General features: G+C 70.0%; 14 protein-coding genes and 1 pseudogene. 13 read left to right on the top strand and 2 right to left on the bottom strand.

Annotated features, from left to right (window positions below):
• From infB to ACLN58_RS10235, 13 genes are all read left to right on the top strand, one after another.
• On the top strand, nucleotides 1-1,923 hold a 1,923-nt coding region (gene infB, locus ACLN58_RS10175), incomplete at its 5' end, for a translation initiation factor IF-2 (RefSeq protein ID WP_415855148.1).
• Between the two features lie 84 nt (nucleotides 1,924-2,007).
• A complete protein-coding gene (gene rbfA / locus ACLN58_RS10180) occupies nucleotides 2,008-2,493 on the top strand; it encodes a 30S ribosome-binding factor RbfA (RefSeq protein ID WP_415855149.1) in 486 nt (161 codons plus the stop codon).
• 49 nt (nucleotides 2,494-2,542) lie between these two features.
• Nucleotides 2,543-3,019 (top strand): nucleoside deaminase, encoded by a 477-nt coding sequence (locus ACLN58_RS10185; RefSeq protein ID WP_415855150.1) that lies wholly within the window; start codon nucleotides 2,543-2,545, stop codon nucleotides 3,017-3,019.
• Nucleotides 3,020-3,032: 13 nt separating this feature from the next.
• A complete protein-coding gene (gene truB / locus ACLN58_RS10190; RefSeq protein WP_415855151.1) occupies nucleotides 3,033-3,920 on the top strand; it encodes a tRNA pseudouridine(55) synthase TruB in 888 nt (295 codons plus the stop codon).
• The gene (locus ACLN58_RS10195; protein WP_415855152.1) at nucleotides 3,917-4,285 is read left to right on the top strand and encodes a hypothetical protein; all 369 of its coding nucleotides are present in this window, start codon (nucleotides 3,917-3,919) and stop codon (nucleotides 4,283-4,285) included. The genes truB and ACLN58_RS10195 overlap by 4 nt, the downstream gene beginning before the upstream one ends.
• 1 nt (nucleotide 4,286) lies before the next feature.
• Nucleotides 4,287-4,733, top strand: a complete 447-nt coding sequence (locus ACLN58_RS10200; RefSeq protein ID WP_415855153.1) for a hypothetical protein — start codon at nucleotides 4,287-4,289, stop codon at nucleotides 4,731-4,733.
• Between the two features lie 3 nt (nucleotides 4,734-4,736).
• Nucleotides 4,737-5,783 carry a bifunctional riboflavin kinase/FAD synthetase gene (locus ACLN58_RS10205; protein WP_415855154.1) on the top strand — a complete coding sequence of 349 codons (1,047 nt, stop codon included), beginning with the start codon at nucleotides 4,737-4,739 and terminating at the stop codon, nucleotides 5,781-5,783.
• 10 nt (nucleotides 5,784-5,793) lie between these two features.
• Complete coding sequence (locus tag ACLN58_RS10210; RefSeq protein ID WP_415855155.1) at nucleotides 5,794-6,405, top strand: hypothetical protein; 612 nt, start codon at nucleotides 5,794-5,796, stop codon at nucleotides 6,403-6,405.
• Between the two features lie 20 nt (nucleotides 6,406-6,425).
• Nucleotides 6,426-7,292, top strand: a complete 867-nt coding sequence (gene kynA / locus ACLN58_RS10215; protein WP_415855156.1) for a tryptophan 2,3-dioxygenase — start codon at nucleotides 6,426-6,428, stop codon at nucleotides 7,290-7,292.
• Nucleotides 7,289-8,545 (top strand): kynureninase, encoded by a 1,257-nt coding sequence (locus tag ACLN58_RS10220; protein WP_415855157.1) that lies wholly within the window; start codon nucleotides 7,289-7,291, stop codon nucleotides 8,543-8,545. The genes kynA and ACLN58_RS10220 overlap by 4 nt, the downstream gene beginning before the upstream one ends.
• Nucleotides 8,546-8,687: 142 nt before the next feature.
• Entirely contained in the window at nucleotides 8,688-8,957 is a 270-nt protein-coding gene (gene rpsO / locus ACLN58_RS10225; RefSeq protein ID WP_136610041.1) for a 30S ribosomal protein S15, read from the top strand.
• Nucleotides 8,958-9,167: 210 nt separating this feature from the next.
• On the top strand, nucleotides 9,168-11,429 hold the full coding sequence (locus tag ACLN58_RS10230) for a polyribonucleotide nucleotidyltransferase (RefSeq protein WP_415855158.1): 2,262 nt from the start codon (nucleotides 9,168-9,170) through the stop codon (nucleotides 11,427-11,429).
• 3 nt (nucleotides 11,430-11,432) lie between these two features.
• Nucleotides 11,433-12,797, top strand: a complete 1,365-nt coding sequence (locus tag ACLN58_RS10235) for a M16 family metallopeptidase (protein ID WP_415855159.1) — start codon at nucleotides 11,433-11,435, stop codon at nucleotides 12,795-12,797.
• A 15-nt stretch (nucleotides 12,798-12,812) separates the two neighbouring features.
• On the opposite strand, the gene ACLN58_RS10240 is transcribed toward ACLN58_RS10235, so the two are convergent.
• Entirely contained in the window at nucleotides 12,813-13,649 is an 837-nt protein-coding gene (locus ACLN58_RS10240; RefSeq protein WP_415855160.1) for an ABC transporter permease, read from the bottom strand.
• Nucleotides 13,636-13,779, bottom strand: a pseudogene (locus tag ACLN58_RS10245) (ABC transporter ATP-binding protein); the annotation flags it as partial. The pseudogene ACLN58_RS10245 and the gene ACLN58_RS10240, both read right to left, overlap by 14 nt.

Here is a 13,779-nt window from a genome sequence, read left to right on the forward strand (position 1 = left end):
TTCGGCAAGGGCGGTGCCGGTCGCGGCAAGCAGCGCAAGTCGAAGCGCGCAAAGCGCCAGGAACTGGAGCAGATGAGCGCTCCGTCACTTGGCGGCGTTTCGGTTCCGCGCGGCGACGGCGACACGATCGTGCGCCTCCGCCGCGGTGCGTCCATCACGGACTTCGCGGAGAAGATCGATGCGAACCCGGCCTCGCTCGTGACGGTGCTCTTCCACCTCGGCGAGATGGCCACGGCCACGCAGTCGCTCGACGAGGAGACGTTCGGCGTGCTCGGCGAGGAGCTCGGCTACAAGATCCAGGTCGTCTCGCCGGAGGACGAGGAGCGCGAGCTGCTCGAGTCGTTCGACATCGACCTCGATGCCGAGCTTGAGGCCGAGACGGACGAGGACCTCGAGGTCCGCCCGGCCGTCGTGACGGTCATGGGCCACGTCGACCACGGTAAGACGCGCCTCCTCGACGCCATCCGCCACACCAATGTGGTCGATGACGAGCACGGCGGCATCACGCAGCACATCGGTGCGTACCAGATCTCGTTCGAGCACGAGGGCGATCCGCGCAAGCTGACCTTCATCGACACCCCGGGTCACGAGGCGTTCACCGCCATGCGTGCCCGTGGTGCGCAGGTCACCGACATCGCGGTGCTCGTCGTGGCCGCGGACGACGGCGTCATGCCGCAGACGGTCGAGGCGCTCAACCACGCCCAGGCCGCCGGCGTGCCGATCGTCGTCGCGGTCAACAAGATCGACAAGGAGGGCGCCAACCCGGACAAGGTCCGTGGCCAGCTCACCGAGTACGGTCTCGTGCCCGAGGAGTACGGCGGCGACACGATGTTCGTGGACGTCTCCGCGCGCCAGAACCTGCACATCGATGATCTGCTGTCCGCGGTCCTGCTCACCGCAGATGCCGCGCTCGACCTCCGGGCGAACCCGAACAAGGACGCCCGCGGTGTCGCGATCGAGGCCAACCTCGACCGCGGCCGGGGCGCCGTGGCGACGGTCCTCGTGCAGTCGGGCACGCTCCGCGTGGGCGACAACATGGTCGCGGGAACGGCCCATGGCCGCGTCCGCGCGATGTTCGACGAGGACGGCGAGCCGGTCGAGGCCGCGCTCCCGGCGCGTCCCGTCCAGGTCCTGGGCCTTTCCTCGGTCCCGAGGGCAGGCGACACGTTCCTCGTGACCGAGGACGAGCGCACCGCCCGCCAGATCGCGGAGAAGCGCGAGGCCGCCGAGCGCAACGCGCAGCTCGCGAAGCGCCGCAAGCGGATCAGCCTCGAGGACTTCGACAAGGCTGTGGCCGAGGGCAAGATCGACACCCTCAACCTCATCCTCAAGGGCGACGTGTCGGGTGCCGTCGAGGCGCTCGAGGACTCGCTGCTGAAGATCGACGTCGGCGAAGAGGTTCAGCTGCGCGTGATCCACCGCGGCGTCGGCGCGATCACGCAGAACGATGTCAACCTCGCAACGGTCGACAACGCGATCATCATCGGCTTCAACGTCCGCCCCGCGGAGCGTGTCGCCGAGCTCGCGGACCGCGAGGGCGTGGACATGCGCTTCTACTCGGTCATCTACGCGGCCATCGAGGACATCGAGCTCGCCCTCAAGGGCATGCTCAAGCCGGAGTACGAGGAGGTGCAGCTCGGTACCGCCGAGGTGCGCGAGATCTTCAAGTCCTCCAAGTTCGGCAACATCGCCGGCTCGATCGTCCGCAGCGGGATCATCCGTCGCAACTCGAAGGCACGGCTCCTGCGCGACGGCGTCGTGATCGCCGAGAACCTCTCGATCGAATCGCTCAAGCGGTTCAAGGATGACGCAACCGAGGTCCGCGAGGGCTTCGAATGCGGTATCGGCCTGGGGTCGTTCAACGACATCCAGCTCGAGGACATCGTCGAGACGTTCGAGATGCGCGAGAAGCCGCGCGTCTGAGAAGTGCCCGCCTAGAAGGGGCCCCGCGAGCGCGGGGCCCCTTCTACGGTCCCCACGGACCAGATTTTTGAGAAGGAGTTCACCATGGCAGATCCCGCCCGCGCTGCGCGTCTGGCGCAGCGGATCAAGGTTGTCGTGGCCGAGGCCCTGCGCAAGTCCGTCAAGGACGATCGCGCGGAGGCGATCACGGTCACCGATGCCCGCGTGACGAGCGACCTGCAGCACGCGACCGTCTACTACACCGTATTCGGGGATTCGGCCGCCCAGGAAGGCGCCCGCGAGGTGCTCGACGCCAAGAAGGGCGTTCTGCGCCGCGAGGTGGGGCGCAACCTCACGATCCGCCTCACGCCGACGCTCGAGTTCGTTGCCGACGAGGTTCCCGTCAACGCGTCCCATGTCGAGGACCTCCTGCGGCAGGCCCACGCGCGTGACGCCGAGGTGGCCAAGCTCGCCGAGGGTGCCCACCACGCGGGCGACGCCGATCCTTACCGCAAGCCCGAGGCCCACGAGGACGGTAGCGACGCCGAGCACGAATCCGAGTTCGACGACGTCGACGTCGACGCGGAGTAAGTTCGCCGCGCAGTTAGTCGACGCCACGTAACGCCCTACCATAGGCCGTATGGGTCAAGAGGATCCCGCTGCGGCCTATCTTGAGCGCGCCGTCGACCTCGCCGTCGCGAACGTGGCCGACGGCGGTGGACCGTTCGGCGCCATCGTCGTGATGGCGGACGGAACGGTCTTCGAGGGCACGAACCGGGTCACGCGCGACAACGATCCGACCGCGCACGCCGAGGTCGTCGCGATCCGGCGCGCCGCGGCGGGCACGGGCGACTTCGACCTCCACGGCGCCGTCCTCTACACGAGCTGCGAGCCGTGCCCCCTGTGCCTCGCCGCGGCCCTGTGGGCGCGTGTCTCGGCGGTCCGCTTCGCGGCCGATCGGCACGACGCCGCCGCGGCCGGCTTCGACGACGCCCTGTTCTACCGGTACTTCGCTGGCCAGGACCACTCGCTCATGCCCGTGGCCCGGGCCGACCTGGCCCGCAGGACCGCGCCGTTCGAGGCCTGGGCCGCGTTCGAGGGGCGCGTCGACTACTGACATACTGGGAGGCGTGCTTTCTGGACTCGTGATCGTCGACAAACCGCAGGGATGGACGAGCCACGACGTCGTGGGCCGCGTACGCCGCCTGGCCGGCACCCGGAAGGTGGGCCACGCGGGCACCCTTGACCCCATGGCCACCGGCGTCCTCGTGGTCGGCATCAACCGCGCGACGCGGCTCCTTTCCTACATCGTGGGCACCACCAAGACGTATACGGCGACCATCCGCCTGGGCCAGAGCACTGTGACGGACGACGCCGAGGGCGAGATCGTCTCCGAGGCCATCGCAGCGGCCATCACCGCGGAGCAGATCCGCGCGGGTGCCGAGCGGCTCACGGGCGACATCCTCCAGGTGCCCAGCAGCGTGAGCGCCATCAAGGTGGGCGGAGAGCGCTCGTACGCGCGCGTCCGCGCGGGGGAGAGCGTCACGCTCGAGGCGCGGCCCGTGACCGTCCACGAGTTCCGCGTCCACGAGGTCCGCCGCGAGCGCGGCGGCCGCGTGCTCGATGTCGATGTCACGGTCCGCTGCTCCTCCGGAACCTACGTGCGGGCGCTCGCGCGTGACCTCGGCGCCGATCTCGGAGTGGGGGGTCATCTCACCGCGCTCCGCCGCACGCAGGTGGGACCCTACGACATCGCCGCGGCCCGAACGCTCGATGAGCTCGCCGAGGACTTCGCGGTCCTTCCGATCGCCGAGGCCGCGAGGGCGCTCCTTCCCGTCCGCGAGCTGAGCCCGGACGAGGCGGTCGAGCTTTCGTTCGGCCGGAAGATCGCGCCGAGCGGGCGCGACACCGTGACGGCCGCGTTCGCGCCCGACGGGAGCCTCGTCGCGCTGCTCAAGGACGCCGGGCAGGCCGCGAAGCCTGAGCTCGTGTTCGCCGCCCACGGGGGCTCTGAGTGATCACCGACCCGTTCTTCTGGATTGGGACGGGCGTGTGCGCCGTCTCACTCGCCATCTGCCTCGTCGCGGCGGCGACCAAGCGCTATCCGGGCGATGCCGCGATCCTGTCCGTGGTCGCCGTCGAACTTTTCCTGCTGGTCTTCGGCGTCGGCGCGATCGCGCGGCAGGCCGGCGGGGAGCACGTCCGGGGCGAGGCCTGGGAGTTCTGGGGCTACGAGCTCACGGCCCTCGTGCTGCCCGTCGCCGCCTTCTGGTGGGCGATCCTCGACAAGTCCCGGTGGAGCAACGTGGTGCTCGCCGCGGTGCCCATCACGGTGTTCGTCATGCTCTTCCGCATGGAGCAGATCTGGAACGGAGCCTACTGACGTGGCGGAGAACAACGCGCCTCAGACCACCGCCCACTCGCCGAGCGCACGGAGCCGCGGGCTCGGGCGTCTCGTCGTGGCGATCTACGGGATCTTCGCGATCTCGGCGACGGCACGGGCCGGCTACCAGATCGCCACGAAGTTCAGCGAGGCGCCGCTCGCCTACACGCTGAGCGCGGTGGCCGCGGTCGTGTACATCGTCGCGACGGTTGCGATGGCCCGCAAGAGCGTCGGCACGTGGTATCTCACGGTGGGGGCCGTCCTCCTCGAGCTCGTAGGCGTGCTCGCGGTCGGCACCCTCAGCGTCGTCGCGCCGCAGGACTTCGCGCAGGACACGGTCTGGAGCGTCTACGGCCGCGGCTACGGCTTCGTGCCGCTCGTCCTGCCATTCGTGGGGCTCGCGTGGCTCTACGCGAACCGGCCCCGCCGCGCGGCGCCGAGCCGGTAGTCTGTGGGACGCAGCGGATTGGGGGAGAAGACGCGCAACGAGGAGGAGGACACGGTGCAGATCTGGCGCGGGCTTGACGAGGTTCCGGGCGACTTCGGGCCCACCGCGGTCACCGTGGGGAACTTCGACGGCGTGCACCGCGGCCACCAGCAGGTGCTCGCGTGGCAGGCACAGTGGGCGAGCCGGAACGGCGCCAAGACGGTCGCCGTGACGTTCGACCCGCATCCCGCCAAGGTCCATCGGCCTGACACGGCGCCGGACCTCATCATGGGCATCGACGACCGGATCGCGGCCTTGGCCGCCTACGGTCTCGACGCCGTCCTCGTGCTGCACTACACACTCGAGTTCGCGCAGCAGTCGGCCGAGGAGTTCGTGAAGAACGTCTTCGTGGACGGCTTGCGGGCGAGCGCCGTCGTGGTGGGCCACGACGTGCGCTTTGGGCGCGGCAACGCCGGCGATCTCGCGACGATGCAGGAGCTCGGCGCGCGCCACGGCTTCGAGGTCGTGGTGGTGGACGAGTTCCGGGAGCGGGATCCGAGCCCGCTCGGGGAGGACGACGCCGCGCAGCGGCGCTGCTCGTCGACGTGGGTTCGTGAGGCGCTCGACCGAGGGGACGTCCGCACCGCCGCCGAGATCCTGGGCAGGCCCCACGCGATGCACGGCGGGGTGGTGCACGGCGCGGCTCGGGGACGGGCCCTCGGCTTCCCGACGGCGAACCTCGCGCACGACTCGATCGGCCACATTCCCGCGGACGGGATCTACGCGGGCTGGCTCGTCGACGAGGATGGCACGCGCTGGCCCGCGGCGATCTCCGTGGGCTCGAACCCCACGTTCGTGGGCGTCTCGCGGCAGGTCGAGGCCCACGTGATCGACCGCCCGGACGAGGCTCCGGACGACTTCGACCTGTACGGCCAGAAGGTCGTCGTCGAGTTCGTCGAGCGGCTCCGCGGCATGGTCGCCTATCGCGGCCCCGAGGCGCTCATCGAGCAGATGAAGGTCGACGTCGACCAGGCTCACCGGATTCTGGCGGGGGCGCGGCCCGGGGCTTAAAATCCCGGGCATGAGCCAGCTCACACCTCAGCCGTTCGAATCCCGAACGTGGTTCCGCTGGGCGGCCTTTGCGATCATCGTCGGCGGGGCCGCCATGTTCGTTCTCCAGGCCGGAGAACTGTTTGCCTCCAATCGCCCGTCCTATTTCTCGGTGGTCGGACCGGCCATCGGCATCGCCCAGCTGCTCATGGCCTTCGGGTGCGTGGGGCTCTGGTCGGATCACGCGTTCGGCGGCGGGGTGTTTGCCCGCACGGGCCTCGCGCTCGCCATCCTCGGCCTCGCTGCCCTCGCCGTGGGCAATCTCGCGGCGCCGTTCGGCGATCTCGCCGTGTTCTACGCAGGCGCAACCCTCCTGATTCCCGTGGGGTTCGTCCTCGCCGGCATTGCGGCCATCAGGAGCCGCGTGTGGCACGGCTGGGAGCGCTTCATTCCGCTCGGCGTCGGCCTCCTGCCCATCATCGTCGTGTTCCCGACGTACGCGGCGGGCAACGCGATCGGCGAGTTCGCGGTGGGCGTGTGGGGCCTCGCGTTCGTGCTGCTCGGCTGGGCCGAACTGCGCGAGCCGCCGCTCGAACCCGCGCACGCCGAGAACTCGGTCAAGCCGCACAAGCGGGGGCGCTGATATTCATTACCCTTGCTTAGGTGACAGATCTCACCTCAACCCCTGAGAACACGCGCGCGCTCGAAGACGGAATCGTGCGCGACCTCGCGGGCCGCATGTCCTACAGCGGCTACCTCGAGCTCGATCGCCTCCTGAGTGCCCAACACCCCGTGAGCGTTCCCGAGCACCATGACGAGCTGCTGTTCATCATTCAGCACCAGACCACGGAGCTGTGGCTCAAGCTCGTGCTCCACGAGCTCCGCAGCGCGTGCGAGTGGCTCCGCGACGACAACCTCGGCGCCGCGCTCAAGGCGATCGCGCGCGTCAAGCACATCCAGAAGACGCTCACGGAGCAGTGGAGCGTCCTCGCGACCCTCACGCCGCACGAGTACGCCCAGTTCCGCGGCTTCCTCGGCCACGCCTCGGGCTTCCAGTCGGGGCAGTATCGCTCGGTCGAGTTCATCCTCGGCAACAAGAACTCCGGCATGCTTGCGGTCTTCGACGCCGAGCCCGAGATGCGGTCCCAGCTCGAGGCGCTCCTCAACGCGCCGAGCCTGTACGACGAATTCCTGCGCTACCTCGCGCGCCACGGCTACGCCGTCCCGCAGGACGTGCTCGAGCGGGACGTCCGGACCGCCCACGCTTTCTCCGCGGGGCTCGTTCCCCTGTTCAAGGACATCTACGAGAACGCGGAGCAGCACTGGGCGGCCTACGAGACGTGCGAGGAGCTCGTGGACCTCGAGGACAACTTCCAGCTGTGGCGCTTCCGGCACCTGCGGACCGTGCAGCGCACGATCGGCCTCAAGACCGGGACCGGAGGCTCGAGCGGCGTGGGCTTCCTGCGCAAGGCGCTCGACCTCACGTTCTTCCCCGAGCTCTTCGCCGTGCGGACGGAGATCGGACGATGAGCGAGGTCGCGTCGGCAAGCGAGCTGACGGGGCGAGCCGCTGCGCTCGACGCCGACGATCCGCTCGCGCGGTTCCTTGAGCTCTTCGTCGAGTCGCCGGACGTCGTGTCCTACCTCGACGGCAACTCCCTGGGGCGGCCCCTGCGCCGCACGGCCGAGGACGTGCGGCTCTTCGCGGAGGAGGAGTGGGGCAGCCGGCTCATCCGCGGCTGGGACGAGCGCTGGCTCGACGAGCCGCTCGTCCTCGGCGACAGGCTCGGGGCCGCGTGCCTCGGCGCCGCGCCGGGCCAGACGGTCCTGGCGGATTCGACGACCGTCAACCTGTACAAGCTCATCCGCGCTGCCATCGAACTGGCAGGACCCGACCGCACCGAGATCGTGGCGGACACCGACAACTTCCCGACGGATCGGTATCTCGTCGAGGGCATCGCGGCGGAGCGCGGCCTCACCGTGTGCTGGATCGACGCCGACCCGTTGACCGGGGTGACCACGGCGCAGGCCGCCGAGGCGATCACGGGGCGCACCGCCGTCGTCGTCCTTTCCCACGTCGCCTACCGCTCGGGCTACATTGCCGACGCGCGGGCCATCACCGAGCTCGCGCACCGCGCGGGAGCGCTCGTGGTGTGGGACCTGTGCCACTCGGCTGGCGCCGTGCCAGTGGAGCTCGACGCGTGGGGCGCCGATTTCGCGGCCGGCTGCACGTACAAGTACCTCAACGGCGGCCCCGGCTCGCCCGCGTTCGCGTACGTCGCGGCCCGCCACCAGGCGGCCCTTCGGCAGCCGGTCCAGGGCTGGCTCGGGCGGCGGGACGCGTTCGAGATGGGGCCGGGGTACGAGCCCGCCGACGGCATTCGCCGCTTCATCAGCGGGACCCCGCCGATCTTCGCGATGCTTCCGCTGCGCGGCATGCTCTCGCTCGTCGAGGAGGCCGGGATCTCGGCGATCCGGGAGAAATCGATCGCGCTCACCGAGTTTGCGATCGCCGCGCACCACGAGCTCCTCGAGCCGCTCGGTGTCACGCTCGCCTCGCCCGAGGACGCGAGCGTGCGCGGCGGCCACGTGACGCTCGAACACCCCGCGTTCCGCGAGCTCACCCAGCGGCTCTGGGATCGCGGCGTGATTCCGGACTTTCGGGCGCCGCAGGGGCTCCGTCTCGGCCTCTCGCCGCTCAGCACGAGCTTCGGCGAGACGCTCCGCGGTATCGAGGCGGTGCGCGAGGAACTCGTGGGCGCGGACTTGCCGCGCGTCATTTGATAGAATCTTCGGTGGCCCTCGCTGCAGTCCGTGGCGGCCTGGGCCGCGCCGGGTCCTCGCTTGCGGGCGAAAGGGGCCGGTGTTCCCCGGGGACGCAGCGTCCGGCGGGCCGCACGGCACGAAACGAGAGGTACTGAGCTCAATGGCTTTGGATCCCGCCGTCAAGCAGGAGATCATCAAGGAATATGCCACGAAGGAAGGCGACACCGGGTCCCCCGAGGTCCAGATCGCCGTTCTCACGAAGCGCATCAAGGACTTGACTGAGCACATGAAGCAGCACAAGCACGACTTCCACACGCAGCGCGGCCTTCTCGCGCTCGTGGGCCGTCGCAAGCGCATGCTCGCCTACCTGCACGACACCGACATCGACCGCTACCGTTCGCTCATCGAGCGCCTCGGCCTGCGCCGCTAGTCTTGGAGCGGCCCGCCTTTCCCGTTGGGATGCGGCGGGCCGCTTCAGTACGTAAGCGTTTACACTCCGACTACGACAATCCACCGGAGGCTCCGGCAATCTGCGGTCCTCGGTAGTGGCTCTTGGGCTCGACCTCCCGTCGCGCCAAGGGCCTCGATCGAAGACCGGGTACCGCCGCCTCCGCCCAACACGAACGGAGGTGGCTCTCCCATGGAGGGTCCCGAGATCCAGTTTGCCGAGGCCGTTATTGACAACGGCCGCTTCGGCCAGCGCGTTCTGCGCTTCGAGACGGGCCGGCTGGCCAAGCAGGCCGCAGGCTCCGCGATGGCGTACATCGATGATGAGACCGCGCTGCTCTCCGCGACGACGGCCGGCAAGGCCCCGCGCGAGGGCTTCGACTTCTTCCCCCTCACGGTTGACGTCGAGGAGCGCATGTACGCCGCGGGCCGCATCCCCGGCTCGTTCTTCCGCCGCGAGGGCCGCCCGTCCACGGACGCGATCCTCGCGTGCCGCCTCATGGACCGCCCGCTGCGCCCCGCGTTCGTCAAGGGCCTGCGCAACGAGGTCCAGGTCGTCGTGACCGTCCTCGCGATCAACCCGGACGAGCTCTACGACGTCGTCGCGATCAACGCGGCCTCGATGTCCACGCAGCTCGCTGGCCTCCCGTTCTCGGGCCCGATCGGCGGCGTGCGCGTCGCCCTCGTGCACGACGCGCAGGGTTCGCAGTGGGTCGCCTTCCCGAAGCACTCCCAGCTTGAGAACGCGACGTTCGACATGGTCGTGGCCGGCCGCATCGCGGGCGACGACGTCGCCATCATGATGGTCGAGGCCGAGGCCACCGAGCAGTCGTGGGGCCTCATCAAGGGCGAGGGCGCCACCGCCCCGACAGAGGAGGTCGTGGCCGAGGGCCTCGAGGCCGCGAAGCCGTTCATCCGCGCCCTGTGCGAGGCCCAGCAGGACCTTGCCGACCGCGCCGCGAAGCCGACGACCGAGTTCCCGGTCTTCCTCGACTACGAGCAGGACGCGTACGACGCCGTCGACGCCGCCGCGGCAGAGCGCCTCGCGCAGGTCTTCAGCATCGCCGACAAGCAGGAGCGCGACTCGGCCTCCGACGAGCTCAAGGACGAGGTGCTCGCCCAGCTCGGGGGCCAGTTCGAGGGCCGCGAGAAGGAGCTGTCCGCCGCGTTCCGCTCGGTCACGAAGAAGGTGGTGCGCCAGCGCATCCTCCGCGACCAGGTCCGCATCGACGGCCGTGGCCTCACGGACATCCGTCAGCTCACCGCCGAGGTCGAGGTGCTCCCGCGCGTCCACGGCTCCGCGATCTTCGAGCGCGGCGAGACGCAGATCCTCGGCGTCACGACGCTCAACATGCTCAAGATGGAGCAGCAGATCGACTCGCTCTCGCCCGAGACGCACAAGCGGTACATGCACAACTACAACTTCCCGCCGTATTCGACGGGTGAGACGGGCCGCGTCGGCTCGCCGAAGCGCCGCGAGATCGGTCACGGCGCCCTCGCCGAGCGCGCCCTCGTGCCGGTTCTGCCGTCCCGCGAGGAGTTCCCGTACGCGATCCGCCAGGTGTCCGAGGCCCTCGGCTCCAACGGTTCGACGTCGATGGGCTCCGTGTGCGCCTCGACGCTCTCGCTGCTCAACGCGGGCGTGCCGCTCAAGGCGCCCGTGGCGGGCATCGCGATGGGTCTCGTCTCCGACGAGGTCGATGGCCAGACCCGCTACGCGGCCCTCACCGACATCCTCGGTGCCGAGGACGCGTTCGGCGACATGGACTTCAAGGTCGCCGGCACGAGCGAGTTCGTCACGGCCATCCAGCTCGACACGAAGCTCGACGGCATTCCCGCCTCGGTCCTGGCCGCGGCGCTCAAGCAGGCCCGCGAGGCCCGCCTGCACATCCTCTCGGTCATCAACGCCGCGATTGAAGGCCCGGACGAGCTCTCCGAGTTCGCCCCGCGCATCATCGCGATCAAGATCCCCGTTGACAAGATCGGCGAGGTCATCGGGCCCAAGGGCAAGATGATCAACCAGATCCAGGAGGACACGGGCGCCGACATCTCGATCGAGGACGACGGCACCGTGCTCATCGGCGCGACCGACGGCTCCTCGGCCGAGGCCGCCCGGGCCGCGATCAATGCGATCGCGAACCCGCAGCTGCCCGAGGTCGGCGAGCGCTACCTCGGCACGGTCGTCAAGACGACCACGTTCGGCGCGTTCGTCTCGCTCACCCCGGGCAAGGACGGCCTCCTGCACATCTCCGAGCTGCGCAAGCTCGCGGGTGGCAAGCGCGTGGACAACGTCGAGGACGTCGTCTCGGTGGGCCAGAAGGTCCAGGTCGAGATCACGAAGATCGACGACCGCGGAAAGCTCTCGCTCGCCCCCGTGGTCGAAGAGGGCGAAGCTCCCGCCGAGGCCGCTCCGGCCGAGACAGCTGGCGCAGCTGTCGAGGCCGCCGACGCGTAGCCGATGGCCAGCGTCGTCTTGCCGCTGACCTCCGGCCAGCTCGTGGACGGCGCCCCGTCGTCGACCACGATCTTCGGGCAGGATGGGGGCGCCGTCGTGCGCCGTTCCATCCTGCCCGGAGGCGTGCGCGTCCTCACGGAGGCGATGCCGGGCCAGCGCTCGGCGTCGATTGGCTTCTGGGTCGGTGTCGGGTCCCGTGACGAAGCCGCGGGGCAGCACGGCTCGACCCACTTCCTCGAGCACCTGCTCTTCAAGGGGACTCGCCGCCGCACAGCCCTCGAGATCGCCTCGGCGTTCGACGAGGTGGGCGGCGAGTCCAACGCCGCGACGGCCAAGGAGAGCACGTGCTATTACGCGCGCGTGCTCGACTCCGATCTGCCTATGGCGATCGACGTCATCGCGGACATGGTCACGTCCGCGATCCTCGACCCCGACGAGCTCGAGCAGGAGCGCGACGTGATCCTCGAGGAGATCGCGATGGACGGCGACGATCCCACGGACGTCGCCCACGAGCACTTCGTCGCGGCGGTCCTCGGCAAGCATCCGCTCGGGCGGCCCATCGGGGGCACACCCGAGGCGATCCGCGCCGTCGCCCGCGACTCGGTGTGGGAGCACTACCGCCGCTACTACCGCCCGTCCGAGCTCGTGGTCACCGCGGCGGGCGGGCTCGACCACGCGACTGTGTGCCGGCTCGTGCTCGACGCGCTGCGGTCCGCGGGCTGGACGCTCGACGACGGCGCCGCGCCAGTCGCGCGACGGTCGACGGCGGTCGCTGCGATCAGCGGCCGGCCCGGCCTCACGGTCGTGAAGCGCCAGGTCGAGCAGGCCAACGTGATCGTCGGCTGCCCGTCGATCATCGCGACGGACGAGCGCCGCTACGTCATGAGCGTGCTCAACGCCGTGCTCGGCGGAGGCATGTCCTCGCGGCTCTTCCAGGAGATCCGCGAGAAGCGCGGCCTCGTCTACTCGACGTATTCGTTCGCCTCCGCCTACGCCGACGCGGGCTACTTCGGCATGTACGGCGGCTGCGCGCCCGGGAAGGTCCCGCAGGTGCTTGCCCTCATGGACGCAGAGCTCGCCAAGCTGGCCGAGCTCGGCGTCTCGGAGGACGAGCTCCGCAAGGCCGTGGGCCAGCTCTCGGGCGGGATCGTCCTCGCGCTCGAGGACACGGGCTCCCGCATGTCGCGACTGGGCCGCGCGGAACTCGTCTCGGGCGAGTTCCAAGACGTCGACGAGACGCTCGCCCAGATCCGCGCCGTGACGGCCGAGCAGGTGCGCGAGCTCGCGGCTCAGCTCGCGGCCGCGCCCCGCACCGTCACGGTCGTGGGGCCGTTCGAGGAGACGGAGACGTTCGGCCTCGAGCTCTGATCACGCGCGCTCGGGTTACGCGAGGACGTCCTTCGTCGTGAAGCGCCCGTAGGCGAGCGCCCCGAACAGTGCGATGTAGCCGAGCTGCAGGAGGGCGTTGTCCCCGAACGAGCCCCACGCGATCGGCTCGCGCAGGAGGTCCGCGACGGCGAGCCAGTGGTCGCTGAACAGCCACGGGTGCAGCCAGTCGAGCTGGTCGAGCGCGTCGAGGACTTGCGAGACCACGGCGAGGACGATCGTCGCGGCCATCGCCCCGACGGGCACGCTCGTCATGGTCGAGGCGAACAGCCCGATCGCGGACAGGCCGAGCAGGGACACCGTGACGTATCCCGCCATGAGCAGGAGCCGCCCGAACGCCTCGGCCGGACTGATCGTGTCCCCCGAGAGGAGCGTCGCCTGGCCGAGCGGGAACAGCACGGCTCCCGCGATCGTCCCGCCGACGACGACGGCGAGCGCCGCCGCGGCGCAGAACACGGCGGACGTGAGGTACTTGATCACGAGAAGGCGCACCCTGCCGGCCGGGGCGGCGAGCAGGTAGCGCAGCGTGCCGAGGTTCGCCTCGCCCGCGATCGTGTCCCCGGCGACCACGCCGACCGTGAGCGGCAGGAACAGCGGCGTGCACACCACGAGCCCCACGACCCCCGCGAACAGCCCGTTGTGCGTGATCTGGTCCAGGAACGCGGGGCCACGGCCGCTCGACGCCCCCCGGGGCGAGAACCGCACGGCGAGGCCGATGAGCACGGGGACGGCCGCGAGCGCCGCGAGCATGGCCCACGTGCGCCAGCGGCGGAACAGGACCGAGAGCTCCGAGAGGAAGAGCCGGAAGCCCGCCGGCACGCTATCCAGCGACATCGAACCCCTCTCCCGTGAGCTCCACGAAGCGCTCCTCAAGGCTCGCCGCGGCGGCCGCGAACCCGCGGACCCGAACCCCGGCCGAGACGAGGGCCGCGACGACGTCCTCGGGCGAGGGCGCGCCGTCGTT

Source organism: Sinomonas sp. G460-2 (assembly GCF_047759905.1).
Lineage (GTDB): Bacteria > Actinomycetota > Actinomycetes > Actinomycetales > Micrococcaceae > Sinomonas.

What these genes read in the sequence shown, in the direction of transcription:
- rbfA (WP_415855149.1), top strand. Translation starts at nt 2,008, where the DNA reads ATGGCAGATCCCGCCCGCGCTGCGCGTCTGGCGCAGCGGATCAAGGTT.
- ACLN58_RS10185 (WP_415855150.1), top strand. Translation starts at nt 2,543, where the DNA reads ATGGGTCAAGAGGATCCCGCTGCGGCCTATCTTGAGCGCGCCGTCGAC.
- ACLN58_RS10210 (WP_415855155.1), top strand. Translation starts at nt 5,794, where the DNA reads ATGAGCCAGCTCACACCTCAGCCGTTCGAATCCCGAACGTGGTTCCGC.
- ACLN58_RS10220 (WP_415855157.1), top strand. Translation starts at nt 7,289, where the DNA reads ATGAGCGAGGTCGCGTCGGCAAGCGAGCTGACGGGGCGAGCCGCTGCG.
- rpsO (WP_136610041.1), top strand. Translation starts at nt 8,688, where the DNA reads ATGGCTTTGGATCCCGCCGTCAAGCAGGAGATCATCAAGGAATATGCC.
- ACLN58_RS10230 (WP_415855158.1), top strand. Translation starts at nt 9,168, where the DNA reads ATGGAGGGTCCCGAGATCCAGTTTGCCGAGGCCGTTATTGACAACGGC.
- ACLN58_RS10235 (WP_415855159.1), top strand. Translation starts at nt 11,433, where the DNA reads ATGGCCAGCGTCGTCTTGCCGCTGACCTCCGGCCAGCTCGTGGACGGC.
- ACLN58_RS10240 (WP_415855160.1), bottom strand. Translation starts at nt 13,649, where the DNA reads ATGTCGCTGGATAGCGTGCCGGCGGGCTTCCGGCTCTTCCTCTCGGAG.